The organism is Pedobacter hartonius (genome assembly GCF_900107535.1).
GTDB classification, from domain to species: domain Bacteria; phylum Bacteroidota; class Bacteroidia; order Sphingobacteriales; family Sphingobacteriaceae; genus Pedobacter; species Pedobacter hartonius.
Map to the genome: position 1 here is coordinate 132413 of NZ_FNRA01000013.1, position 25522 is coordinate 157934.

The 25522-nt window shown below is 40.0% G+C and carries 23 protein-coding genes; 17 read left to right on the forward strand and 6 right to left on the reverse strand.

What is annotated here, in order from left to right:
* Position 1: 1 nt before the first annotated feature.
* Positions 2–859 (reverse strand): recombinase zinc beta ribbon domain-containing protein, encoded by an 858-nt coding sequence (locus BLW16_RS19755; protein WP_090559603.1) that lies wholly within the window; start codon positions 857–859, stop codon positions 2–4.
* Between the two features lie 35 nt (positions 860–894).
* On the opposite strand from BLW16_RS19755, the gene BLW16_RS19760 reads away from it, so the two are divergent.
* Complete coding sequence (locus BLW16_RS19760; RefSeq protein ID WP_090559604.1) at positions 895–1440, forward strand: hypothetical protein; 546 nt, start codon at positions 895–897, stop codon at positions 1438–1440.
* 72 nt (positions 1441–1512) lie between these two features.
* Here BLW16_RS19760 and BLW16_RS19765 read toward each other — a convergent pair whose 3' ends face one another.
* The 3 genes from BLW16_RS19765 to BLW16_RS19775 all read right to left on the reverse strand — a co-directional run bounded on the left by BLW16_RS19765 (position 1513) and on the right by BLW16_RS19775 (position 4203).
* Complete coding sequence (locus BLW16_RS19765) at positions 1513–1845, reverse strand: hypothetical protein (protein ID WP_090559605.1); 333 nt, start codon at positions 1843–1845, stop codon at positions 1513–1515.
* A 208-nt stretch (positions 1846–2053) separates the two neighbouring features.
* Positions 2054–2470 (reverse strand): hypothetical protein, encoded by a 417-nt coding sequence (locus BLW16_RS19770; protein WP_175470651.1) that lies wholly within the window; start codon positions 2468–2470, stop codon positions 2054–2056.
* Entirely contained in the window at positions 2467–4203 is a 1737-nt protein-coding gene (locus BLW16_RS19775) for a T6SS effector amidase Tae4 family protein (protein ID WP_090559607.1), read from the reverse strand. The genes BLW16_RS19770 and BLW16_RS19775 overlap by 4 nt, the downstream gene beginning before the upstream one ends.
* 1064 nt (positions 4204–5267) lie before the next feature.
* On the opposite strand from BLW16_RS19775, the gene BLW16_RS19780 reads away from it, so the two are divergent.
* The 8 genes from BLW16_RS19780 (at position 5268) to ltrA (ending at position 11403) form a co-directional block, all read left to right on the forward strand.
* A complete protein-coding gene (locus BLW16_RS19780) occupies positions 5268–5768 on the forward strand; it encodes a hypothetical protein (protein ID WP_090559608.1) in 501 nt (166 codons plus the stop codon).
* Between the two features lies 1 nt (position 5769).
* A complete protein-coding gene (locus BLW16_RS19785; RefSeq protein ID WP_090559609.1) occupies positions 5770–6285 on the forward strand; it encodes a helix-turn-helix domain-containing protein in 516 nt (171 codons plus the stop codon).
* Positions 6266–6742 (forward strand): hypothetical protein, encoded by a 477-nt coding sequence (locus BLW16_RS19790; protein ID WP_090559610.1) that lies wholly within the window; start codon positions 6266–6268, stop codon positions 6740–6742. The genes BLW16_RS19785 and BLW16_RS19790 overlap by 20 nt, the downstream gene beginning before the upstream one ends.
* Before the next feature lie 631 nt (positions 6743–7373).
* A complete protein-coding gene (locus tag BLW16_RS19795; protein ID WP_090559611.1) occupies positions 7374–7733 on the forward strand; it encodes a hypothetical protein in 360 nt (119 codons plus the stop codon).
* Positions 7730–8092 (forward strand): IS66 family insertion sequence element accessory protein TnpB, encoded by a 363-nt coding sequence (gene tnpB / locus BLW16_RS19800; RefSeq protein ID WP_090559612.1) that lies wholly within the window; start codon positions 7730–7732, stop codon positions 8090–8092. Before BLW16_RS19795 ends, tnpB begins: the two co-directional genes overlap by 4 nt.
* Before the next feature lie 55 nt (positions 8093–8147).
* Positions 8148–8783: an IS66 family transposase gene (locus BLW16_RS19805; RefSeq protein WP_090559613.1), complete on the forward strand. Its 636-nt coding sequence runs from the start codon at positions 8148–8150 to the stop codon at positions 8781–8783.
* A 34-nt stretch (positions 8784–8817) separates the two neighbouring features.
* Complete coding sequence (locus BLW16_RS19810) at positions 8818–9054, forward strand: IS66 family transposase (RefSeq protein ID WP_139298362.1); 237 nt, start codon at positions 8818–8820, stop codon at positions 9052–9054.
* A gap of 630 nt (positions 9055–9684) precedes the next feature.
* Complete coding sequence (gene ltrA, locus BLW16_RS19815; RefSeq protein ID WP_090559633.1) at positions 9685–11403, forward strand: group II intron reverse transcriptase/maturase; 1719 nt, start codon at positions 9685–9687, stop codon at positions 11401–11403.
* A 193-nt stretch (positions 11404–11596) separates the two neighbouring features.
* Here the strand turns inward: ltrA and BLW16_RS19820 are convergent, their stop codons facing one another.
* The gene (locus BLW16_RS19820) at positions 11597–12301 is read right to left on the reverse strand and encodes a LytR/AlgR family response regulator transcription factor (protein ID WP_090559615.1); all 705 of its coding nucleotides are present in this window, start codon (positions 12299–12301) and stop codon (positions 11597–11599) included.
* A gap of 337 nt (positions 12302–12638) precedes the next feature.
* Between BLW16_RS19820 and BLW16_RS19825 the strand changes: the two genes are divergently transcribed.
* The 8 genes from BLW16_RS19825 to glf all read left to right on the forward strand — a co-directional run bounded on the left by BLW16_RS19825 (position 12639) and on the right by glf (position 24492).
* On the forward strand, positions 12639–14288 hold the full coding sequence (locus BLW16_RS19825) for a vitamin K epoxide reductase family protein (protein WP_090559616.1): 1650 nt from the start codon (positions 12639–12641) through the stop codon (positions 14286–14288).
* A gap of 127 nt (positions 14289–14415) precedes the next feature.
* Positions 14416–14685 carry a hypothetical protein gene (locus tag BLW16_RS19830; RefSeq protein ID WP_090559617.1) on the forward strand — a complete coding sequence of 90 codons (270 nt, stop codon included), beginning with the start codon at positions 14416–14418 and terminating at the stop codon, positions 14683–14685.
* Between the two features lie 42 nt (positions 14686–14727).
* Positions 14728–16266: a TlpA family protein disulfide reductase gene (locus BLW16_RS19835; RefSeq protein ID WP_090559618.1), complete on the forward strand. Its 1539-nt coding sequence runs from the start codon at positions 14728–14730 to the stop codon at positions 16264–16266.
* 65 nt (positions 16267–16331) lie between these two features.
* Positions 16332–17918, forward strand: a complete 1587-nt coding sequence (locus BLW16_RS19840; RefSeq protein WP_090559619.1) for a DUF6734 family protein — start codon at positions 16332–16334, stop codon at positions 17916–17918.
* A gap of 5 nt (positions 17919–17923) precedes the next feature.
* The gene (locus tag BLW16_RS19845; RefSeq protein WP_090559620.1) at positions 17924–19771 is read left to right on the forward strand and encodes a glycosyltransferase family 2 protein; all 1848 of its coding nucleotides are present in this window, start codon (positions 17924–17926) and stop codon (positions 19769–19771) included.
* A 42-nt stretch (positions 19772–19813) separates the two neighbouring features.
* Positions 19814–22003 carry a peptidase domain-containing ABC transporter gene (locus tag BLW16_RS19850; RefSeq protein WP_090559621.1) on the forward strand — a complete coding sequence of 730 codons (2190 nt, stop codon included), beginning with the start codon at positions 19814–19816 and terminating at the stop codon, positions 22001–22003.
* 44 nt (positions 22004–22047) lie between these two features.
* Complete coding sequence (locus tag BLW16_RS19855) at positions 22048–23379, forward strand: HlyD family secretion protein (RefSeq protein ID WP_175470652.1); 1332 nt, start codon at positions 22048–22050, stop codon at positions 23377–23379.
* The gene (gene glf / locus BLW16_RS19860; RefSeq protein WP_090559623.1) at positions 23380–24492 is read left to right on the forward strand and encodes a UDP-galactopyranose mutase; all 1113 of its coding nucleotides are present in this window, start codon (positions 23380–23382) and stop codon (positions 24490–24492) included.
* Between the two features lie 334 nt (positions 24493–24826).
* On the opposite strand, the gene BLW16_RS23065 is transcribed toward glf, so the two are convergent.
* The gene (locus BLW16_RS23065; protein WP_139298363.1) at positions 24827–25408 is read right to left on the reverse strand and encodes a hypothetical protein; all 582 of its coding nucleotides are present in this window, start codon (positions 25406–25408) and stop codon (positions 24827–24829) included.
* Between the last annotated feature and the right edge of the window lie 114 nt (positions 25409–25522).

Sequence of the window (25522 nt, forward strand, 5' to 3'; positions counted from 1 at the left end):
CTTATTCCGGTTTTTTATGCCATAACCCGTTGTTAATCTGATAGATAAGTAGAACTGCAAAGTTCACTTTATCGGTTCGACCCTTATTTTCTTTAATAGTCCATTTTTCGGGATAGATCGAACCAATGATACGTCGTTTACCTTCAATATCAGCCATTTTATATAGCTTATCAATGTTTTTTAGATTTTCCAACGTTTTATTCACGAGATCATTAAGATCCATAGCGTTAGAGGCTTCATTTTTGATTTTTTTCAGTTCAGCTTCTAACTTTAAAATCTTTTCATCCGCATTTGCCTTCATTATTTTATAGTCAGAAATATCAATATCCTCTTGGAGAAGTAATGTACGGGAGCGCGTTAATAAGTTTTGCTGCTCCGTTATGGCAGCGATGCCCCGATTCTTGTCAGCTTCAAATGTCTTATTATTAATTATATCACAGACTATCTGTTTGAACAACTCTGCTCTACCAGGTTTAGGAACGAATCTTCTAAGTTCACTTTCAAATTCCTTATTGATAACATCCGCGCTAAACCTGACCCTACAAGGCGATTTACAGTGGTAATAATAATACCCCGGTCTTCCTTTCGAAGCGCTTCCTGTAAGCGTTCTTTTGCATTCAGGGCAATACATAAAGCCTCTCAGTGGTAGATTTAAAGGGGTGGCGATTTTCACACCTTGGATTTTCTTTTTACCATTCAGAACATCCTGTACGTCCCAAAATAAATCCTCGGAAATAATTGGCTGATGAATGCCTTCAACTAAGTTTAATTCAGTGTCCTCGCTTGGTGGAATAATTATTTTACCACAGTAAACAGAGTTACGTATGGATGTCCAAAACGAGTTTCTGCTACATTTCATACTTTTTGATTTTCCAAGTTTCCATACGTGATCGGTTGCATAAAGACTTTCAGCGAGCCTTTTACGGTTCCAAAACCCATAATATTTACATCAAGGACGGCAATGGTTTTACTATCAACCAAGCGGCTAACCTGATTCAAGGGCGTTCGGTTTTTAGAACTGATTTGCTAAATATTAATGGGCAAGAGTATAAAGCCTGGATTACCTTGGAATTAAATCAGCCTAAAGATGGTTACGGCAATTTCAGATCTAAAATGTTTAGTGAAGGATACGGCTTTAATCTGAACGAGGTATTGAGTCGTTATTCGATTAAAGAGCTCGAAGATCCCGGTCTCATGGAAAAACTTGAAACATCATTGAAAAATGGTGGCAGCCCACTGGTTACGGTTAATAAAAACGGCGAAGATATCCGTCTTCGGATCGCAGCAGTTCCCCAGTTCACTCAAATTAATTTTTATGAGCAAAATGGCAAGCCTGTAATGAGGGAGCAGTTTTTAACGTCGAAAGCACAGGAGAAGCTTGCCCATAAAACCGAGGGTCATCAGCAAGGCATGTCAAAAAGCCAAGGATTAAGCAGGTAGAGCCCTTTCATTGTTTTGTTGATCAATTTCTTGTCACTGGGCAATATTGTGCATAAATGATATTGCCCTTTTTCAATGCTTCTTCAGCGGTCTGAACTGGCTAATGAACTCCTCCTCTTGAAGTGAATTTGCTACTTTACCATTAGATAGCAAGGTTTTAACATGTTGAACGATCTCATCATCACCTTCAGCTTTTCTCAGTCGTACTTTTAGATTTTTGTCCCAATCGGTGAGCGCTTCCTCTGTTGTTTTCCCACAACCCAAAACGCCTTTTTCACGATTTGACCCAAATATGCAGCAATACAAATCCCTGTTTTTGTAAACAACAGGTTTTAAAGCCTTTGCGGCGCCTGAGTAATCGACTTCGATGATTCGCTCAGGATCAATTTTCATCTGCTCCAACATGGTTGAGAATTTAGTTTATCAAAAACAGTTTGCTGTATGGGTTGATAAATACGCTATCAAATCTTTTTTTTTCAACAATGGTCGCAGGATTCTCTGGGTAGTAGTTTCCGAAATTTTCGATCAAATAGTATTGAGGTACGCTCCCTTTCAATGAGTTTCCGTGCCTCAATACCAATCATCTACATCTAGGTTGCTGTAGATAATATAATTATGGATTATTTTGTATTTGGTAGTCATACCTGCGGATCAATGAATCTAATTCTTCACTCTGTGAGAATTCGATGCAAGACATCATATATGGCTTCTTACCTTCATAATCTGCGATTTGGGTAGGTGTAATTGAATTGAACGCCTTATATGCTAAGCTATCCACAGCATTGTAAAGGTTATTTTTGGTGGTGCGACTGTAATCCGTAATTTCTACATACACCGTTTGGCTGATATCGTTCCGAAACGCTGTATCCTGTTTACCAACCAAAGATAAACAGCTGCATAATGCATATTCCTTCATCCATTGTCGTCGTTCTTTCAAAATCGCTTCCATAGCCTCATTTTTTCTTACCTTACATCCTCCTGTATAAAGTAAAATACCCATAAAAGGTATTATAAAAAGTATTTTTTTCATTCTAACTGCCATACTACTATTCTTGCTACTCCACCGAGTGCGTTAAAATAATCGTGCCCACCGATAGCCATAAAACCATTCCACAATGTGGCATGCCCATATGCGCGGAACTTACGAGGGTAATTTGGTTGCATAATAAATATGCCTTTTATACCCTTTAATTTTTCCCTGAACAGGTTTCCTTGAGGGCCTCCGTCGATTTCTTTCAATTGCAAACGATAGGTAGTTTGAAAAACCTGCTTTAGATAATTATAAAGATGTATTGAAGATACGAAATAATATTTACCATCTGCGCCGCTTGTTGTTTGATTTGGAATATAAGGAATTCGAATTCCCGAATAATTTAAAGCCCGTGAAACCCGCAATGCGCATGCATTGCCATACTTCACAGGATTAGACTGGTACATTGCCAAAATGTCTCCACCAACAAGAGCATATACTTGTGGCGCTGGCAGATCACCTCCGGTCGAATTTTTTGGATAGTTAGCATACATTGCATCATATGAAGGAGCAGCTGTCGCGCCATATTCTGGATTCGGCTCATCATTCCACATCGCAATCTCTGGATCATCGTCCGATATGTTCGGAATCGCTTCATAAGAAACGGTAGCAGGAGATGATGTACCATTCGTCCAGGTAATGTTTGTTCCGGTTATCCCCGGCAAGATGAAATCAGGTCGTGGCCAATCGGATGTGTTAGAGCCATTTCCTTCTCCTATGGCATAAAAATAACCAACTGCAAAGGGACCTTGGGGTTCATTTACATGGAAATATGCGGCAGTTACCTCCCCTTGGTTAGTATATATTTCTACTATCGTTCCTTCGTAACTCACACCGTCGACAGTTAAAGAGGAAGAAAACTGATCGGACACCGAATAATTCCTTGATTTAACATAATTGACCAATGAACCAAAATTGGAATCCGGTACGATTGCATTACTACCGTTTAATCCAAATATTCCTGGCGTATCGGGATTACCTCCCTGTCCAGGATCAGGGAACTCACCACCACCATCACAAACAACGATACAATTTTCTCCGATCTGCTGAGTTTCGCAAACCCAATCGTTAGGATCTCCTGTACCTGGACCTCCAGGACCCGAACAAATAGTTTGAAAGATAGGGGTACAAATTGGAGAACAAGTAGATGCGGAGCTTTCGCTGTTAACCCTTGTCTGGTTTTGAACAGAAGAGCTACTTACTTTGTATTTTTTAATAAGTTTCCCGTCCTTAATCCGCAACAGCCGGTATGGTTGTCCATCTATTTTTTTAAACTCAATGTATCCGGTAAATGTTGATCCTAACTGAAGGAATGTGTTCTCACGTATATCCTTCCCTTTCTCGATATAACTAATATCTGGGATATAAGTTATAATATTTGATGTTAGCCTGTCAGACGAATCTTTATATACAATCAACCTGGACAATGAAAATTCTGATCTTTTAATATTGTCTTTGGAATTTTCTCCATTTAATTGATACATAGAGATTTCGTTCTTTAGGATACTTATTGGTATCTCAACAATGCTGTAGGAATTCAACGTCACTTCAACTGTGCTTTCCCAATTCGGAGTTATGACCGCCGAAAGTGAAGCTATTTCGCCGTTTAAAAATTTAATCTGCTGAGTTTTACTTAGGTTCTCATAATAGTGTCTTGCTTCCAGAGTTGTTAGTTGGCTTTCCGGTTCGGTTCTAACCGAAGTTTCCTTTGTACACGAAGCGCAAGGAAGCAAATAAATAAAATTAATATTTTCCGCATAAGTGATATGTTTTTAGTTTTTTTCCAAAAAGAATTAGCCTTGTATTTTTTTTATAGGATTATAATGTGTGTTTACGCCGAACCGCACCTGGACATTCTGCCTTAAATGATTACGTTATTGAACAATCATCTGCTGTTTTGTGTAAGCTGTTTTCTGGATTAAGTGATCGAGTGTGGCGTTTGCACACTTGGCGGTTGTTTTGAAAAATTCTTCATTGTGCCTGCATAACAGCACAATCCTTGCTGAAGAGTTAGCGTGTTCGTCAAATAGCTTTTAGTCATTTTAATAGATTTAATATGAATACACTTAAACATATCTAATTATATGACTAAGAAATAATTTACTACACAAGTGCTGTCAACGCGTTACGAATGTATCAATAACTATAACTTCATACGAGGAAGACTATATCGATTATAATAAATCGAAACAGTTGATGACCACATCGTAAATCATTTAAACTTGTCAACATTAAAAATCGTTATCTGCCCATCGTGAAATGTTCACTTTGCCTAACCAAATGTCCAAGTGATTAGACCCTAACGTAAATTGAGTGATATCTGGGTTTGATTTAGATTAAAGACGTGATCCGATGAAATTCGTAATGCCGCACGTTAAATGCGGTATGTCATTATTACTAAATTTACACATATTGGCCAATATAAATCCCAGATTGAGGACCAACGCTTTTTAAACCTTTCCTAATAAGTCCTCCAGTTTAATTAACTCCTTATGATGCGGAGAGCATTTCCCTGCCTGCATGAGCCGATAGTACTATGCTTTAATTGTTTTTATTGATATTCAAATTTACCTATAGGGGAGATGGGAATTGGATAGGTGGATTTACTAGGCGTATGTTATAAGGGAGAGTTGAAGGTCAGGAGCGATATCTTTGGTTGATCATAGTAGCCAAGAATATATTTCTTACAAGTTGAAATTTGGATTAGAGATTTAAATAAAAAACAATTATGTTTGATTTTGTGTCAAACGAACTAATAATGTCATTTTTTTAATCTTTATTTGTACTTAACTTAAAAGTGAATACCTTTGTTATCCAAGATTATACTGTACTTGATGAAAATGCCTGTAATTTTTACATGGTGAAATTTGATGGTATAGATATATCTGAAGTTGAAAAATTCTATTACAGGTATTTCAATGAGGATAATGAATTTTTCGAAGATGCTGAGAGTATATTTGCTCTCATAGAATATTTAAGTATACATGGAATCAAGGCCATTAAAAAAGATAGACCAGAAGCTGGAGCTTTCGCTTTACCTCCTAAATCAATGGAAGATGAGTGTGAAGCTTTTTACGTTGGAAACAATTTGCGATTATATTATGTTCAAATAGCACCTAGCATAGTTTTATTGTTAGGTGGGGGTATAGCTCACGATAGCGATAGTGGACGTCCGCCGATTCAGCTTCAAGAGGCACAGATGTTTGTTAAAAAAGTTAAAGAAGGTTTAAATGTATCTTATACTATATCGGGAAATAAGTTGGTCTCGACAGATAGTGAGGAAATAATTATTTATTAGTATGCAAAGTGATATTTTTTTAAAAGCTAAAGAAAAGATTAGACCTGAACAACGCATGTTTATTGCTAAAAATATGTCTCTTATTGATCAAATATTTTCAATATTGGACGAAAAAGGTTGGTCTCAAAAAATATTGGCTAATAAACTAGGGAAATCTGAATCTGAAGTTAGTAAGTGGCTTTCAGGATTACATAACTTTACTCTTAAATCAATAAGCAAGTTAGAGTCCGTACTAGAGCAAGACTTATTGATAACTCCTCTATCAATCTCGGGAAAATTCACAGCCCAACTAGAAGTTCATGCAACAAAGGTATATTCTGATGTTGTAGGCTGTTTTACTGACCAACCAACAACAATTGCATATCGACAACACTTAGATATTACGTCGAATGGAAAACAAACGTTGATTCTCAAAGAAAAGAAGATGATCTTTGACAAACCTTCAGCAATCGTCTACAATAGAATATTACTAAGTCCTAGAAAACACCGCCTTTCAGATGAATACAGTGCAGCCTAAAATAGGTCAAGTAGATCCTGATAAAATCTCTATAAGAAATATAAAGATTACCAACGCTCAAGTAAACTCATTATTAGATGAGCCGGTAAATGATCAAGATGATGTCAAGATCCAGTTGAATACTACGACAATGTTTAACCAGGAAAATGAAAGTAGAATAATATTCCAAATTAACATAACTAAAAGAAAGGAAAGCGGTGAAGAGATAGCAAATGCTACATTTACCATTCAATTTGATTTTCATGTTGAGAATTTGGATGAATTCCTTTCTTATCCAGACGGACCTGAAAAAGACTCGTTGACTGCTGATGCTTCTATAGGATCGACATTAATGGGAATAGCATATTCAACTTCACGAGGAATAATCTTGACCAGGTCCAACGGTACACCGTTGCAAGGTGTTATCTTACCGGTTATTGATCCGAGAAATTTACTTACAACCGAAATAGATGAATAATGCGCTAGATAGATATTGCAAACCTAATTATACCCAGCTATCAGGGTACAATAATAGCCTTCAAGGCGTGATTGAAGCCTGATTATTTGAAATCACATACAGTATAACATGCGTATTAGGGTCACTTTGCCTGTAAGTACTGCTTACTTGCAAATTACTGTCCTCAAAATTAGGTAGCAATCACGTTGGTATTGACAAAATATGTACGTTGTATTGACGGGGCTATTGTATAACATTTATAGCCAGATCAAACCTTGGTGCTAACTGCCGGTTAGTGACAAGGTAAGGGTGTCGCCAAAATTGTCGGCTCCATATCTGATCAACCGCCTAATTTCAACTTACTCAGTTAGCCCACTGGGTAACCCACAGTTACTTGGTTGTATTTTGGGTAAATGCAAATATAGGTGCCTATGATTGCAAAGCAGGGGTTTGACATGATGTCGAGGGCCAGGGCATAAATATGCCTTTGATATGAGAGCGCATATTTGCGCTGTCCTTTTTTTTCGGATAGCGATGTTACTAACCGCCAGTTACTATCATAATAGACCAAAATTCATCGTAAGCTAACACTACGGTGCATATTGACATGAGCTTACGCGGATTATAAATTTGGCTTCATAAAAATATTATTATGGAGCTTCAAAAAATCAAACCCCGCAGAGCGATATGCATTCGCAACAAGCAGCTGATTATTCAACTGCTGGAAAAATACGAATCCTCAAAAGCACAGACCAGTCTGGTTCAATTTTGTAAAGATCATGATGTACCGACAGGTACATTTTATACCTGGCTCAGGTATCAGCGTGAGGGAAAATATAAAGCCAATGGTAGATTTATGGCCCTATCTCCTGAACCTATATCCGTGCCGGAACCAGCAGTGTCACTTCCTGTATTTGCCAGTATAAATTCAGGAGCGCTCACTGTCCAGCTGCATCAATATGTTGCGCCAGAATATATTCAATCACTACTGGACAAAGGCAGAGGATTATGATACCGACTGGTAAAAATTATTTTGTATACCCCGATTGTATTGATGGCCGCAAAAGTTTTAACGGGCTTACAGGGATTATCCGTAGCGAATTGCAACGCGATCCTGCAGGTGGCGATGTATATATTTTTGTGAGCCGCTGGCGGCAAAGCATCAAACTATTATTCTGGGAACACGGCGGCTTTGTGATTTACTATAAGAAGATGGATAATGGGAGTTTTGAGGTTCCGCCACTTCGTGCTGATGGACAAGGGCGGCATATCAGCGAAATTCAATTACTACAGGTCATCCGTGGGATTGAATTTCAAAAAGAAAAGCAACGCAGCAGCATACGGAAAAACACCCTGGCTTTAGAGCAGTAACGGGTGAGAAATTTACGGCGAAAATTTGCAGAAAAAGGTAAGGTTGTTTATTTTTATGGCAACCAAATCGCCCTTAATGCAGTCAGCAGATACGATTGATTACAAAGAACTCTACGAACAATCCCGTAAGGAAAATATCCTCCTGCGGGACGAGTTCAAGCAGTTGCGTTTGGTGAACGAGCAGCTGCTCCATCGATTGGAACAATTGCTCAAACTGAGCTTTGGCAGCAAAAGTGAACGCTATCCGGGCAAGGAACAAAGTCCTGATCAGCTTCGTTTGGGGCTGATCGAAGAAGTGACTGCCACTGTAACCGCACCTGCACCTGTTCCTGCTGAAAAGGCAAAACCGACACAGGCAGTGCAACAAAAGAAGAAGCACTTCGTGATTCCAGAAAATATTGTGGATGAGATCCAGGAGATCCATCCTGATGTAATTCCTGAAGGTAGTAAATGTACTGGAAGCGAAGTATCTTATCGCTTAAAATGCAGTCCTGCACGTTTGACGGCTAAAAAGATTATCCGTTATAAATACCTGTTACCTACACCAGCCGGTGATCCGGGCCTGACCAGCAAGATCATTATTGCGCCTCTACCCGATGAAGTGATCAAAAACTGTATGGCTGATGCCTCGCTGCTGGCCACGCTGATTGTTGAAAAGTATTGTGACACATGCCGGTTTACCGCCAGATGACCCGTTTTGACCGTACAGGAATAAAACTGGCACCCTGTTAAATCCATTATATGAAAAACTTAAACAGCAAGTGCTGCAAAGCAATTACCTGATGATGGATGAAACAACGATGAAGGTGATGGATAAGAGTAAAAAAGCACAACTCATAGAGGATATTTCTGGGCAGCGCAGGCTCCGCCAGCTAAACTGGTATTCTTTTAATATCAGCCTGGGCGTAATCAGGAAGTGCCACAGGCACTACTATTCGGTTACAAGGTTACCTCCAAAGTGACGGCTACAGCTGTGTGCGACCTGCAAAGGTCATTGTCTAATTGTTCAATCAGGAAACTGAACAACGAACCTGCCATGCTGTTGGCAGTAGCCTACTTCGACATGCGAGCCGAGTAATTGGCTTGTGTGAAGCTCGAAAGACAATATACCGAATGCCTGATAAGCAGACCCATTAAACCGTGAGGATACACTGGGTTCCGGAAAGTTCAATTCCGGATAGGGTTAGGCTTGCTGATATGATAAAATTAAATGAATCGATGTTAAACGCCGTTAAGCCGAATAAGCGAAAGGAACTGAAACGCTTAAGCCAAAATGGTAACTGTGCGGGATATCCCTTGGCATGTTTAGGGATACACAGCCAACGAACGCACACGGTGAAAAGTCGATATCTAAATCAGTGTGTTGGATAATGGCAACAGGGTAAGACCGTTTATTCGCATTAGTATGCAAGGCCAAGCGCAAGCGAGGCTGATGAATGAGCGGTTAAAGGAGGAGATAAAAAGCGAATGGTGACCGATGATGGGTCACATATGGGATGAAAAGATTGCCCTACAGTGAAAACTGGCAGACTTATCTCTGGTTATTTTAGTGATAAACGATGAAGAACTTTTTTTTAAAAGACAATATGCAAATGACTGTGAACTCAAGTAGTGCCACGGATGCTATTGCCATCTGCAAGGACTGGAATTCCATTGATTGGGATCACTGTCTATTGGAGGTAAAGAAGCTTCAACTACGTATCGCTAGATGGGAAAGGCTTAGAAACCGGCGCAGAGTCAAGGCTTTACAATGGTTACTAACCCACAGCTTTGCTGCCAAATGTTTGGCCGTAAAGCGAGTATCACAAAATAGAGGCCATCGAACTGCGGGCATTGATGGCATCGTAATGTCTTCGCCCACGGATAAATGGGAAATGGTAAAAAGCCTAAACAGAAGAGGATATAAATCACTTCCATTAAGGCGGATCTATATTCTGAAATCCGACGGAAAGAAACGGAGGCCTCTTGGACTTCCGTGTATGAAAGACCGAGCTATGCAGGCACTGCATACGATGGCATTGTTGCCGATCTCAGAAATGAATGCGGATTGGAACAGTTATGGTTTTCGTCCTGAAAGGGGAACTGCCGATGCAATTGAGAAATTATTTAATGGACTTGCCACCAAGCGGTCTTCACAATGGGTCTTGGAGGGGGATATAAAATCCTGCTTTGATCTGATTAGTCACGACTGGATTCTTAATCATATTCCAATGGATAAAAAGGTTCTTTCGCAATGGCTGAAATCAGGGTTTGTGGAATCAGGGAAGCTCTTTCCAACAAATTATGGTACCCCTCAGGGAGGACTTGCCTCACCGACAATTGCCAATATGGTTCTAGATGTTATCGAAGACCTGATCGGCAAAAGGTTCGGTTCAGCAAAATTAGATGGTGATTATTCCAAGCAGCGAAAGAACCCCATACTGTTTGTGCGTTATGCTGATGACTTTGTTGTAATTGGCCGGACAAGGGAAGTCTTGGAACAGGAGGTAATGCCAATGATCCAAATGTTTCTGAAAGAACGTGGATTGGAATTATCGGAAACAAAAACCAAGATAACCCATATTCATGATGGATTTGACTTTCTTGGGCAGAATGTTCGAAAATACCAGTTAAAAAATGGTATAGAGAAACTTTTGATAAAACCATCAAAAACCAATATCAAGACTTTCCTCACCAGTATCAGAAAAATAATACGTTCGGAAAGAAGTATAGGGCAGGCGGAACTTATCCGATTACTGAACCCGAAAATAAGAGGCTGGACATATTATCACAGATCAGTTGTTTCCTCAGAAATATTCAGTGCAGTGGATAAGGAAATCTGGAAGGCCTTATGGAAGTGGTCAGTTCGAAGACACCCCAATAAGGGTAAAAGATGGATAAAGTCAAGGTACTTTCATCGTATAGAACTACGCGACTGGATCTTTAGGGCAATCAATACTGAGAAGGGTGCAAAGGTGATAGATACCCTCTGTTTTGCCAGTAGTGTTCCAATTGTACGGCACACCAAAATAAAACAACAGGCTACACCATTTGACCCATCTTATGAAAGATACTTTCAGGAACGCACTTCACAGAAATGGAAGAACAACAAAAGTGGAAAATTGAAGGTAATGGCCTTATGGAAACGGCAAAAGGGTACCTGCCCTGTTTGCCTGGAAAAAGTGACTAAACTAAGCAACTGGATTGTATACTGGCATAAAGGTAAACTAGAGGGAGGAAGCGACAAGCTGGACAATCTTAGCTTATTGCATCCAAAATGCGCACGAGGTGACAAACCAAAATTTGTGATACCCCATCGGCCACACCAATAAAGTTTGGCTTTAAAATGACTTGAGCCGTGTGCAGGGAAACTTGCATGCACGGTTCTTAGGGGAGTCGGCCCAGGTAACTGGGCCCTCTTACCCGACTATGAAACGCTGGCTACAAACAAGGATATCACGCTATTATGTTGCATGGCACACGCAAGGCTCTCCATGAGTGACACCAAGTACTTCTGACACTAATTTACCTGCTCTTTATGCTAATACCAAAATACCGGTATAATTCCTCACGATATTGCCCCCCAATGGGTATAACCTCTATACTTCCGTTCATTATAATCATATTGCCAGTGATTTTTTTAACGAAATTAAGGTTAACGATATAGGATTTCTGAACTCTCAAAAACTGTCCGGTGCTGGCCAGTCCATCTTCCATATCAGATATCTTTTTCCAAACAAGATATTCCTTGTTTATGGTAACTACTTTAATATAATCCTTATCGCTTTTTAAAAAAAATATCTCACCGTGCGGGATAATCACGTTCGAAGATCTGTCCTTGATAATAAGACTTTTCTTATCAATCCCATTGCGTTTGTTGTCATCGGCAGCATGTATTTTATTGACAGTTTTCAGCAAACGGGTTATACTAAATGGTTTTAATATATAATCGAAAACATTAAGTTCAAAACTTTCAACCGCGAAAGCAGAGTGGCCGGTGACGAATATAAAAATGGGCGGATTTTTTAATGTCTTAAAAAATGATACGCCGTCCAGTTCCGGCATCTGAATATCACAAAAAATGATGTCAATTTTACCTGACCCAATCAAATCTGTAGCTTCCAATGCATTTTCAAATGCACCGTTCAGATGCAGTCCCGGTATTTTTTCGATATATCCTGACAGCGTCTCTCTCGCCAGACGTTCGTCATCGATTACGATACAGTTCATACTAAAGGTTTTATCTGGTTAGTTTATAAGGATATATAATTCGCAACTAAACCAACTGGATCATCAATATATCTTACTTAGAGCTTGCGTAATTGCGAAGGGACACGGCTAAATAACATATCTCGAAAGTGTTATTAATTCTAAATTTAAGAGTTTAAAGATATTTGGGACATGATAACTGTATTGTAATAGGATTTTTACAGAATTTACAGGTATTTTAAACAAATCGGAGATTACAGCTCATTGGTAACAGTCAAACCAGAGTTGATCGAACTTATTACCCCGATCCAATTTGCAATAGTAAATTCATAACAACATTAAATGCAGGGTACAAACGATGATGCAAACTTTAAATAATTTACTTTTTGCTTCTGATAACGAGGTTGATAAGGTTTATATGTATTTACGTCTTTTAAACGTACCGGTTAGCAGACATGCGGTGAAAAGCGAATTGATGGATCATCCGGATGCAAATAGCCTCCTTTCTATTAGTGATACGATTGCGGGCTTTGGTGTAGAGAATGTTGCGGCGATGGTTTCTTCAGAAGAACTGGATCAAATATCCGCACCATTTCTTGTCCGAACGCAATCTGGTGAGGGACTGTCACTGGCTATAGTAAAAGAAATTAATCATGATTCTGTCACCTACATGCCTTCAGGACAACAGCGTTGGCAACGCATTAGGAAGGATCTATTCTTGCAGGATTTTCAGAGACTTGTTTTGGTTGGAGCGGTAAATGACACTACCCGGCATCCTCAGTTTGCAATAGACCAAAAAAAGGAAGAATCGCAGCAAAGGAAAATAACATTTGGTATGCTGGCGTTGCCATTATTAACAGTAAGCCTGATCGTGCTATCGCTGTTCAAGTACCGGCTGGCAGCAATTATACCTTCGCTGTATACTATACTTTCCCTGGCGGGGGTAATGGTCGGTAGCCTGCTGCTGTGGCATGAAATTGACAGGCAAAGCACCTTGCTGAAACAGGTTTGTGCAGGGGGTAAACGGGTTAATTGCGATTCTATTTTGAGTTCGCAGGCTTCTGCAGTCTTTGGTGTCAGCTGGTCGCTTATTGGTTTTAGCTATTTCGCCGGTTCGTTGTTAGCGATTCTGACAATGGGTATAATGAATAGCTTACTGTTTGAATGTTTTACTCTTTTAAGTTCAGGTGCCCTTATCTATACTGCCTTTTCACTTTATTACCAGTGGCGTATTGCTAAACAATGGTGCCTGTTATGTCTTTACACCCAGGGCATCCTTATCCTGCAGGCAGGTTTATTAGTCTCAAATAGTAAAATAAGTATGTTCAATGCTTTGATCCCGGAAAATTTAATTCTCCCAATGATCACTTGTTATATCCTACCTTTTGTCCTGGGACTAATTATTGTACCGGTTATAAAAAAAGCGAGAGAAGGAGAAGAATACCAAAAAAGCCTGGCGCATTTAAAGTCAAATGCTGAGGTGTTGAAGGCGCTGTTGTACACACAGCCTATGATTACCTCATCAGCCAATGGTTTGGGGATTACCCTTGGCCGCGAAGATGCAAGGCATCGGTTAATTAAGGTTTGCAATCCTTACTGCGGTCCGTGTGCAAGCGCGCATGTTGTGATAGATGAGATTTTAGCGGATAACCCGGACTTGCAGATACAAATCATTTTCACTGCTTCTGATGATGATCAGGATAGAAAAGCAGCTCCTGCCCGTCACCTGATGGCAGTATCCGACAGTGCTGATGAAGGGTTATTGAAGCAGGCTTTGGACGACTGGTATCTCGCAGAAACAAAAGACTATTCCGCATTTGCTGCTAAATATCCTGTGCATGACAAACTGCAGCAGCAGGGCAGTAAAGTTAAGGCCATGCGTGAATGGTGCGACCAGATGGAAATCCGCTTTACACCCACTTTTTTTTTAGACGGATACCAGTTACCGCGCAGCTATCAAATAGGAGATCTGAAAAAACTGAGATGGGCGGAGGATGAAGATAAATAGTTTAAGCCTTCAAAGGCAGAAAAATATCATAACATCTGTAAACTGTAGCAGGACGCAAAGTTTGACAGAAGCGCTTACCTGCTTAAGTGGTAAACAACAAATTATTTTTAACCAAATGCCTTAAAAAATGGAAAAGCTTAAATTAAAATCACTTGGACTGGGTGCTACCGATATCCTGTCCAGGGCACAAATGAAAAACGTTTGGGGAGGGGCAGACTGTACCGTTACCAATACTTCATCCAGCGGTACAACAGTTACCAACATCACCTGGCCAGGAGGAAGTGGCGCAAGCTGTTCTTATATGAGCAGCTGGGCAGGCAGTTACGCTAGCAGCCAACAGGGACAATGCGGTGGTCATACTACCTACGATTGTGGTTGTGACGGCTGGGGCAATTAATGAATCTGAAGGGGGAACTGCCCCCTTCATTAACTTTGTGCTATGAATATAAAACTTCCTTTTTTTTTGATTATAAGTGCCGCTTTAATTTCGTATTCTTCGCATGATAAGCCGGGTAGGCCATCACTTGGTGAAGCCGGTACTGTGGTGGTTTCTGTCGCTTTAAAATCCCACGAAAGCCTGGTGTTCAATAGCTTTGACAGGTATAGCCGAAAATATGAATTTAAAAATTACATAGAAAAGGATACCTTAATCACCAGGCAAATCAAGCTGTCCAGACCCGCATTGTGGCAGTATGGAAATTTTTTAGTATTACCAACCGGTCCGGTCTTAAAAATCTATTCCCTGCTGTTACTTCCCGGAGATACGGTTTTGTTGAAGGGAATTAATGATGGAGCGATAGCTATGACGAAAAGTTCCGGCTACCAAAAACTGCTTGACAGCTTAATTACCTTACCTAAAGAATTTTATTGGTATGACGCAAAATCGCAGCAGATACTGGTTAAGGATTCGGGTATTAAACAATTTTTACAAAGTATCGAAAATACATTTAGCCAGAATGAAAATCGTATAGACCGGTTAAATGTATCAGCGCTGAGAAGCGACTGGATAAGAAAAGTAAACAAAAATATTAAATATACTGCTATTGCACACTTATTACAGAATAAGGAAATCAATTCATCTACAGTGATGGACAGTGTGTATAAGGAAATGTATGCTGATGTTAACGATATACTAGCTGTAGATGCGATAAATAACAATGTGATTATGGGTGCGATAGTGTCCTATAATGCAAAAAAAAACGATCAAAACTTAAATAAAGACAACTTTTGGGCCACTGCTGCCGGGGTTGATACTGTGCTCAGGAAAACTGCCCTTTACAAAGATTATTTAAAATCTGCGATGGAGGCTCAATATATTAACGCTCCGAAAGAAATAATGACGATCAGGCAGCAATTAGCTGATATAAGCTCCAGATCCCCATTTTTGGATACACTTTACCAGGTCAGCGGGATATTAGCTGAAACATTTAAAGATTACAGCGGAGCCAAGCAAAAATTACAAAACTATGCTGGGGGACATTATGCATATATAATGGACGCAGACAACCAGGCCGATAATCACGAAATTAAACCGACAAAGTACTTACCACCAATTCTGCTTTATGATTTTGCGGGAAAGAAAGCCGATTTTAAACAGGTAGTAGCTTCAAATGACTATAAATTAACACTCGTTGATTTTTGGGCCAGCTGGTGTATTCCCTGCATTATGGAAATGCCGGCGCTAAAAAGGGCAGAGGAAAAAATGAAGGGCAAGCCAATAAAGTTTGTAACCATTAGCATCGATAAAGACCAGGATATTAGCAAATGGATTACTGCAGCAAAACAGAACAAACTTTATGGCAAGGCTTTTCAATATAGACTGGCTAATTTCAAGCAATCCCCGCTAACTAAACTAATCCATATCAGGAACATTCCAAGATATCTCCTCATCGATCAGCAGGGAAATATCATAGATGATGACTTCTACCGGCCGAGCGATGAACGCTTTCAATTGCAACTAATGAAACATCTGGACTGATTGCCCGGGAAGCAGGGGGAACCTAATAATTTGAAATTAAATAGGACAAATTTAATGTATATCGTATGAGAATTGTACAATCTTTCTGGTCTTCTAACCGTAATTTATTGGAAAACAGGTTTGGATGGGTGTCCCCGCAATATCACCTGATGGCTTGGACACTAAGTTCTCTTAAATTAAGAGAACATTATGAGGATTTGCATTTATGTACTGATAGTAACGGCTATGCTATCCTCATAGACCAGCTTAATCTTCCTTACAGTTCGGCAGAGATATGTTATGACAATATTGAATTTGACAAAAACCAATGGGGCATTAGTAAAATCCTGACTTATGCTGCTCAGACAAAGCCGTTCATCCATGTTGATGCGGATGTCTTTATATGGGATAAATTCAGTGAAGAGCTTGAACAGGCCGGTTTAATTGCGCAAAATATTGAACGGGGAACAGATTATTCAGATAGTATGTTCAATGAATTGAGAAGTAAGTTAGCCTATATCCCAGATATCTTTCAGAAAGAATTAGATACGAATAAGGTTTCCTCCTATAATGCCGGAATCATAGGGGGGAGCGACATCAGTTTTTTTAGGCAGTATGCAGATGAAGCCCTGGAAATGGTTAGCCGAAACAAACATCTTGCGCCGGACGAAACGACATACCTCAACTTTAATATCCTCTTTGAGCAGGTGTTGTTCTCTTTATTAAGTAAGCATCAAAATAAAAAGGTTACCTGCTATTTTAAGGAAACTTTTGATGATAACGGTTATCTGATTTCTTTGTTTTCTGACTTTTCCAGAATCGCCCTGGGTCAAAAATATTTTCACCTGATTGGAGGCTCAAAAAGAAATAAGGCTGTTTGTGACCTGATGAGTGCAATTTTACTGAATGAGTATCCCGAATATTACCATAAAATCATCAGGTTGTTCCCCGATAAACACAAGTACTTTTACAGCAAAATTTTTGGGTCTGATGCAGCTGTTTCAAATAAAACGGAAAGGAAAGCAGATTATCCCTGGGGCGAAATAAGCTTTCCGAGAACGGCAAGAGCATTCCCTTCTGTAAGAAATACCATACCGGCCGATCTGGAGGTAGATTATAGAACATTGGTCGAAAATCAGGATTCTGTATCTGCAAATGAGATTTTTGAATATGAACGTAACTTATCTGAATTGTTTGGTAGCTGGTGTAATATCAATGCTGCATCATTGACAGTGATCGAAACTTCAGCCTGTAATTACTTCGCTTTCTTTGCGCAGGATAAGAATCATCAGTTGAGGGCTGTTCTACAAAAAAATCCCCATCTGACAGTAATTGAAGATTCATTTGACTGGCTTCCAGAAACAAAATCCTCTATTAATCAGGATATCGGATTTGCACCATTTGAAGAGCTGAACGGTCTCGCTATCATTCCCCGGCTGTTCCTGAAAGGATATGAAGAAATATTAATTGATGGATTAGATCATAATATTTTCATGCTCTTAACCGAGCCCTTGTCCTTTGGGGCATTGTTGAAAGCCCTGGAACCTTGCTTTTCTACCGCAGAAATCTACGACGAATATGCGGCTGTTTACGAGCTGATGCTTAAGAAACTGAAGTATCTTTTTCATAGCAAATGCCTATTTATCCCCGGAAGTTTTACAGCTACTAATTAAATGATATGATTAAAGAACAATACGGGGTTTCCGTGATTATGCCAACCTATAATCAGGGAGCGTTTATAAGAGGTGCCTTAACAGGACTGTTTAAGCAGACGTTTGAAAATTGGGAACTGATCATCATCAATGATGGATCTACTGACTATACAGAACAGGTCATTGCAGGCCATCTGCGTGACGCCCGGGTACGATACTTTAAAAATGAACAAAACAGGGGACTGGGCTATTGTCTGAATTTGGGAATAGCACAGGCCAGATATACACATATCTGCTATTTGCCATCAGACGATATAATTTATAAAAATCATCTGCAGTCCCTTTACGGGAAACTTACAGCTACAAACAATGCTGTGTTAAGTTACACGGGTGCCTGTTTTCATAACACTGATAGTTATGCCACTGGTCTGTCTACTAATCGTACTCTGGGGAATGTTCCGGACCAGTGTCTGCAGTTGGTGCAGATTATGCACAAAACTACGGCTTGCAGGTGGTCTGAACGTGAAGTTCTTGTAACAGCTGATTTAGATGTTATGTTTCTTAACGAATTGCGTCAGGAAGGTGCATTTGTTGCAACCGGAAAAATTACCTGTGAATGGGTTAATCATCCTTTTCAGCGTCATAAAATCATTAATAAGAAAGAAGGCGGGAGCATTCATTTCTATAAAAATTATTATGGTGTAGATCAGAGGCTCAAATTCTACAGTGATGGCGTTTGTCTGGATGAAAATAAAATACCTGTAAACCTCAGTGAGATGAATACGGCACCCGGCAAACTGAAAATCATTATTGTGGGTGAATTAGGCTTTAATCCGGAAAGATTAGCAGTATTGGAAGAAGAAGGACATCAGCTCTTTGGAATATGGATCCGTAATCCAGATATCCACAATGCGGTGGGCCCCTTTGCATTTGGAAACATCCTCGAGTTGGATCTTGACAATCTTCAATCTCAAATTGCCGGGATAAATCCGGATTTGATTTATGCTTTGCTCAATACGCAGGCAGTTAAACTAGCTCATACAGTTATGCTTTCAAATCCTGGTATACCATTTATCTGGCATTTTAAGGAAGGACCATTTTTTTGTCGTAATGCTGGTCTTTGGAATGATTTGGTAGAACTTTATTATAATGCTGACGGTAGAATTTATATAAATCAGGAGTGCAGGGACTGGTTTGAACAATTTATTGGAGACCATGAGCGGCCATCGTATATTTTAGATGGTGACCTGCCGCCGGCGAATTGGTTTACATCAACCCGATTGCCCCTTTTGTCAGCTGAAGGGAATTGCATACATACGGTGATGATCGGACGTCCTTATGGAATAAGTCCGGATGACATTGCTGTGCTTGCAAGACATCAGGTGCATTTCCATTTATATGGAAAATTCTATCAGACTAAATGGCACAAATGGGTAAAAGCCGTGAATGAATTGGTACCCGGCCACCTGCACCTGCACGAGCATTGTAAGCCTGATCAATGGGCGGAGGAACTGTCCAGGTATGATGCCGGATGGCTGCATTGTTTTACCAGTAAAAATCAGGGTGATATCATCAGGTGTGACTGGAATGATTTGAATCTGCCGGCAAGAATGGCCACTCTGGCTGTCGCTGGTTTACCTATGATCCAGAAGGCAAATGAAGGCCATATTGTAGCTTCGGAAAGCATCTTGCGGCAGCTAAATATAGGTGTCCTATATACCTCTTACGACGATCTTGCACAGCAGCTGCATGATAAGCCATCGATGGAACAGAAGCGAAAGCAGGTCTGGGAGAACAGAATGTGTTTTTCTTTCGACTATCATTTAAAAGACCTGACAGACTTTTTTAATCAGGTAATTGCCTCTGCACAATAAAGCCGGTATAGCAAGAATTGATTTGTAAACATATAAGCGCCCGTGAAAAATTTTAATCATTATCGTCAGCGAAGTCAAATGGATTGTGGTGCTGCCTGCATCAAAATGGTAAGCAAACATTATGGCCGCAATGTGGACATCTATTGGCTGCGCAAGTTGTGCCAGCTTACCCGGTCGGGTGTTAATCTGCTTGGGATCAGTGAAGCTGCTGAGAAAATCGGCTTCCGGACTCAGGGTGTAAAAGTCAGCTCTGAAAAGCTTGTTCATGTGACCATACCCTGTATCCTGCATTGGCGGCAGAACCATTTTGTGGTCTTATATAAAGTGAATAAAAAATTTTATTTCATAGCGGATCCGGCAAGTGGTAAACGCAAGCTGACAAAAGATGAATTTCTAGACAACTGGTTTGCCCATAATCAGCTGTTTAACGGTATTCTATTAATGTTAACACCCACTCCTCATTTCTATGATAGTGAAGAGCAGGGGGAACCGGCAGGCGCAAAACTGCGATGGGGAAAGCTGCTTCGTTACTTTCAGATTTATCAGAAGCTGTTCGTGCAGCTCCTTTTGGGGCTACTGGTAGGTACAATTCTACAGCTGGTTACTCCATTCCTTACCCAGTCGGTTGTGGACATTGGGATCAATACGCGCAACATTAACTTTATTTACCTGATCCTCATTGCTCAGATTGCACTATTCATCGGGCAAACGGGCGTAGAGTTTATCCGCTCCTGGATTTTGCTGCACATCAGTACCCGGGTTAACATTTCCATTCTCACCGATCTGCTCATCAAGCTGATGAAGCTCCCGATGATTTTTTTTGAAACTAAGACTTCGGGTGATATTATGCAGCGTATGGCTGATCAGCAAAGAATTGAATCTTTCCTGACGGGGTCTACACTGGGCACACTTTTTTCTTTCGTTAACCTGATCGTTTTTGGATTTGTTTTAGCTTTCTATCATACGGGTATATTCCTGGTATTTGCTGTTACAACGATATGTTATACCGCCTGGATTCTGTTGTTTCTTAAACAAAGAAGGTCACTGGATTACAAACGTTTTTCCATCTCATCAGATAATCAAACGCAAATCGTTGAGCTGGTAGGTGCTATCCAGGAAATTAAGCTTAATAACAGTGAAAAACAGAAACGCTGGGTCTGGGAAACAATCCAGGCGCGTCTGTTTAAATTTAAAGTGAAAAGCCTGGCGCTGTCGCAATATCAGCAGGCGGGTTCTATGGCAATTAATCAGCTAAAGAGTATTATAATCACTTTTATGAGTGCGAAAGCAGTCATTGACGGCGACCTCTCCCTTGGAGGAATGGTTGCCATCCAGTACATCGTCGGTATGGTAAGCAATCCTATAGAGCATATCCTAAGCTTTATCCAGTCCTATCAGGACGCAAAGATTAGTCTGGAGCGGATTAATGAAATTTACAGTGAAGAGGATGAAGAGCCGGTTGGTAAAGACTGGCTGCGTGAATTACCCGCAGACTGCAGTATTCATATGAGCAATTTAACTTTCAGATATCCTGGTGCAGGTAATGATCCGGTGCTTACTGATATCAATCTGCTATTTCCCGAAGGTAAGACCACGGCAATTGTTGGCATGAGTGGTAGCGGAAAAACGACCATACTTAAATTGTTGCTGCGGTTTTATGAACCTGAGAAAGGACAGATTCATATCGGTTCTGCCGGTATCGGACAGATAGGCTTTGCTACATGGCGCAGCGCCTGTGGGGTGGTGATGCAGGATGGATTCATTTTCGCTGATACCATTGAAAGAAATATAGCGGTAGGAGACGAATTTCCTGATCAAAAAAGGGTAGAGGATGCTATACGGATAGCTAATCTGCAGGAGTTTATCGAGGAACAGCCTTTTGGAGTAAGAACAAAAATCGGGATAGCCGGGAAAGGTATCAGTCAGGGACAGCGGCAACGGCTCTTAATTGCCAGGGCAGTTTATAAAGACCCGCATTACATCATTTTTGATGAAGCGACTAATGCGCTGGATGCCAATAATGAAAGGGTAATTATTGATAACCTTAAAGAATTCTTAAAAAACAGGACGGCTATTATCGTTGCACACCGTTTAAGTACGGTTAGCCACGCAGATAATATTGTGGTGTTGGATAAAGGTAGAGTGGTTGAACAGGGGATTCACCGGGATCTAACCCTGCAGCGCGGAAAATATTATAATCTGGTTAAAAATCAATTGGAGCTGGGAAATTAACCGGACGCAGCACTGAGATGCCCGATATTTTGAATATATTAATTATGGAAAATACAGAAGTACCTATTATTACGCAAGAACGGGTAGTGATTAATGAAGTATCTGCTCCTGTAGAGGAGCTGCATACGGAAGACATACAGGATATAGTAGGAACGCCGCCTGGTAGCTTAATGCGCTGGGGAATAACCTGGGTGCTGATTGTATTGCTGGGTGTGATGGCATTAACCTCTTTTATCCGGTATCCGGACGTCATTAAAGCCCAGGTGAGGATCAATGCGGCCAATGCACCTAAAGCAGTAATCAGCCGGGTTTCGGGTAATATTGTGAAAATTCTGGTGAAAGAAAATGACCCCGTTGCTGAAGGGCAGCTTCTTGCCTGGATGGAATCTACTGCAGACCATAGGCAAATTCTGAATTTGGCAGATAAGCTGGATGCGATCAGGAACGGGCATTCAGAAGGAAAAGGCATGAATATAATACTTGACGCACCAAAGGGTTTGCGGTTGGGTGAACTGCAGAGCAGCTATCAGGCTTTTTACCAGTCTTATTTAACCTACAGCGCTGCCACAGGTAATGGTATATATTTAAAGAGAAAGACATTTATTAAGAATGATCTGCAGCATGTTTCTATGCAACGAAGCCAGCTTGGTGAGCAGGGAAAATTAAATGAACGCGAATTTAATCTGGCTGCAAAAAATTTTGAAAGATATGATGCTCTGGCAAAAAAGAAAATTATTTCCTCTTCGGAATATGAGGAACAGCAAGCCGTATTCCTGGCAAAACAGCATCCTTTACAACAGATTCAATCGGCATTGCTTGCAAATGAAAATAGCTATACTGCTAAAATGAAGGAACTGGCGGATCTGGAAAATCAGATCACAGAAGAAAAATCAAAATTTGCAGAAGCGCTAAACAGTTTGATCAGTGAAATTGAAAAGTGGAAAAGTCAGTACATCCTAACGGCACGGCAAAGTGGAACCGTGGCCTATACCGGTATCATACAGCTCAATCAATATATTCAGACCGGCCAGGAGGTATTTCGCATTGATCCCGGCAGTACGCTGTTTTTTGGCGAAGCTAAAGTGCGGCAATATAATATGGGAAAAGTGAAAGAAGGACAGGAAGTACTCGTTAAACTGGACGGCTACCCATTCGAAGAATATGGGGTTTTGAGGGGCCGGATGATGAGAATGACCGGAGCGCCATATCAGGACAGCATATTTCTTTCTAAAATTAAGTTATCGCCCATTACTCCGCAAAGGCATATTCAGCTCAGGACAGGGATGATAGGAACTGCCGAAATTATAACAGAAGATGCTTCGCTCTTTAAGCGACTGGCCAGGAATATTCGTTTGCTGGTTGATAAAAAGGATTAGATGGCAAACGTAAAATATGATTATCTGATTGTCGGATCAGGGCTTTTCGGCTCCGTTTTCGCGTATGAGGCTAATAAGGCTGGAAAAAAATGTTTAGTTATTGATAGACGGAATCATAGTGGTGGAAATGTACACTGTCAAAACCTGGAAGGTATTAATGTACATTCGTATGGAGCGCATATTTTTCATACAGATAGCCTCCAGATCTGGAAATATGTAAATCAGTTTGCAGACTTTAATCATTATATAAACTCGCCGCTGGCCCTTAGTGAAGGAAAACTCTATAATTTACCCTTTAATATGAACACGTTCTATCAGCTTTGGGGGGTGAAGACTCCTTCGGAAGCACGGAGTATCATTGAAGCGGAAGTGAACTCATCAAATTTTAAAACCCCTGCAAACCTGGAAGAACAAGCACTTTCCCTCGTTGGCGAATCTATTTACAAGAAATTTATACAGCATTATACAAAAAAACAATGGGGAAGAGATGCCAGTTGCCTTCCAGCATTTATTATAAAAAGACTTCCCCTGCGTTATACATACAATAACAACTACTTTAATGACCGCTATCAGGGAATCCCAATCGGCGGGTATAATTTAGTTGTTAACAAAATGCTTCAGAATATCGAATTGCGCTTGTCACATGATTTTTTTAAAGACAGGTCTTTTTTTGAATCACTGGCAGAAAAAATTGTATTTACCGGTAAAATTGATGAATTCTATCAATACCAATACGGAAAATTAGAGTATCGTAGTCTGAAATTTGAGCATGAAATACATGACATCCAAGATTATCAGGGTAATGCCGTTGTTAATTATTGCGATTTGACAGCTGCCTTTACCAGAATCATTGAACATAAACATTTTGAATTTGGAACTCAGAAAAGCACGGTGATAACCAAGGAATATGCGATAAATGAATCTTTAAACAGCGAACCTTATTATCCTATTAATGATACAAAAAATATGAAGATACTTAAGCGATATCAATGTCTTGCAGATAAAGAATCTAATGTGATCTTTGGTGGTAGATTAGCAGAATACAGGTATTACGATATGCATCAGGTAATTGCCTCGGCGCTAAAAAAAGCTTCAGATGAGCAATGGAAATAACTTTACCCGATGGAAGATTTGGGGTTTGAATATCCTTTAACCATCTGGGACCAGCGTTAAACAACAAATCCGTGCTTCTGAAAGAAACATGGATTTATTGAGAAACTTATGTTATCCAGCCACATTTTCTCATGATCTTTTACACTAGTTTTGTCGTTTAAGATACCTAAGCTTTTTTCATAATTATCTAATCATTTCCGATGTCATATTTCTGCGTATTACAGTGGTATAAGGGCAATTTTTACCAGATCTTCCATAAACTGGTTCAATCTTAGTACGTCCGGGGTACAGTTTTTTAAAAACACTTCGGTACTACCGATGTGATCAAACAGATCTACGGAAAAAGAAGATGACTAATGTATTTATGACTACTAATTGCACTAGTCATTTCCCGGGTAGCAGCATCGAGTTCTGCAGCTGATTGTCCAAGTAAAGGCAACATCTCTTTGACATCCTTTTCAATGGTATGATTATCATTTAAGAGTTCAACCAGTGAAATTATATTTGCCAATGGTCTTCTCACTTTATGTGAATTAGCAAAAATCACGTCATCAAACGTTGCAGAATAATTTGTTCTTTCCTTCAGTAATTTTTCTACAACCTTTTTGTAATTGATGGCCACTAAAGTAGTTGCCATCAAGCCAATTAATGACGTAGCCCTGTTTATTAGAAACGTCCAATGTGGATCATCCATCATGATATTAAAATACATAAAATTGATAATGATAAAAAAACATGCAATTGCAGAGAGAACAACTATTCTTCTTGTGGATTCTCTTAATGACACTAAAACCACGGCAGAATATAGTATTCCCACTGCCAAACATAATGGCGTAAAGTAGTCAAGAACCATCATTGCAAATAAGAGAAGTACAGGTAGAAACAAGCTTTTATAGTTAGCGGTTGGTTTTATCATTTGATCTTATTTTATGGCTTGGAGTTGCTATATTTGAGTAGACAGTAAGTTAAGAGAATTACATACCTTAACAGAAATTATGTCACAAGTAAGAAAAGCGTACCCGAAGGAGTT

Excerpts from the sequence above, each read along its gene's own strand:
- BLW16_RS19755 (WP_090559603.1), bottom strand. The coding sequence starts at position 859 with ATGAAATGTAGCAGAAACTCGTTTTGGACATCCATACGTAACTCTGTT.
- BLW16_RS19765 (WP_090559605.1), bottom strand. The coding sequence starts at position 1,845 with ATGTTGGAGCAGATGAAAATTGATCCTGAGCGAATCATCGAAGTCGAT.
- BLW16_RS19770 (WP_175470651.1), bottom strand. The coding sequence starts at position 2,470 with ATGAAAAAAATACTTTTTATAATACCTTTTATGGGTATTTTACTTTAT.
- BLW16_RS19785 (WP_090559609.1), top strand. The coding sequence starts at position 5,770 with ATGCAAAGTGATATTTTTTTAAAAGCTAAAGAAAAGATTAGACCTGAA.
- BLW16_RS19790 (WP_090559610.1), top strand. The coding sequence starts at position 6,266 with ATGAATACAGTGCAGCCTAAAATAGGTCAAGTAGATCCTGATAAAATC.
- BLW16_RS19795 (WP_090559611.1), top strand. The coding sequence starts at position 7,374 with ATGGAGCTTCAAAAAATCAAACCCCGCAGAGCGATATGCATTCGCAAC.
- tnpB (WP_090559612.1), top strand. The coding sequence starts at position 7,730 with ATGATACCGACTGGTAAAAATTATTTTGTATACCCCGATTGTATTGAT.
- BLW16_RS19805 (WP_090559613.1), top strand. The coding sequence starts at position 8,148 with ATGGCAACCAAATCGCCCTTAATGCAGTCAGCAGATACGATTGATTAC.
- ltrA (WP_090559633.1), top strand. The coding sequence starts at position 9,685 with ATGACTGTGAACTCAAGTAGTGCCACGGATGCTATTGCCATCTGCAAG.
- BLW16_RS19820 (WP_090559615.1), bottom strand. The coding sequence starts at position 12,301 with ATGAACTGTATCGTAATCGATGACGAACGTCTGGCGAGAGAGACGCTG.
- BLW16_RS19825 (WP_090559616.1), top strand. The coding sequence starts at position 12,639 with ATGATGCAAACTTTAAATAATTTACTTTTTGCTTCTGATAACGAGGTT.
- BLW16_RS19830 (WP_090559617.1), top strand. The coding sequence starts at position 14,416 with ATGGAAAAGCTTAAATTAAAATCACTTGGACTGGGTGCTACCGATATC.
- BLW16_RS19835 (WP_090559618.1), top strand. The coding sequence starts at position 14,728 with ATGAATATAAAACTTCCTTTTTTTTTGATTATAAGTGCCGCTTTAATT.
- BLW16_RS19840 (WP_090559619.1), top strand. The coding sequence starts at position 16,332 with ATGAGAATTGTACAATCTTTCTGGTCTTCTAACCGTAATTTATTGGAA.
- BLW16_RS19845 (WP_090559620.1), top strand. The coding sequence starts at position 17,924 with ATGATTAAAGAACAATACGGGGTTTCCGTGATTATGCCAACCTATAAT.
- BLW16_RS19855 (WP_175470652.1), top strand. The coding sequence starts at position 22,048 with ATGGAAAATACAGAAGTACCTATTATTACGCAAGAACGGGTAGTGATT.
- glf (WP_090559623.1), top strand. The coding sequence starts at position 23,380 with ATGGCAAACGTAAAATATGATTATCTGATTGTCGGATCAGGGCTTTTC.
- BLW16_RS23065 (WP_139298363.1), bottom strand. The coding sequence starts at position 25,408 with ATGATAAAACCAACCGCTAACTATAAAAGCTTGTTTCTACCTGTACTT.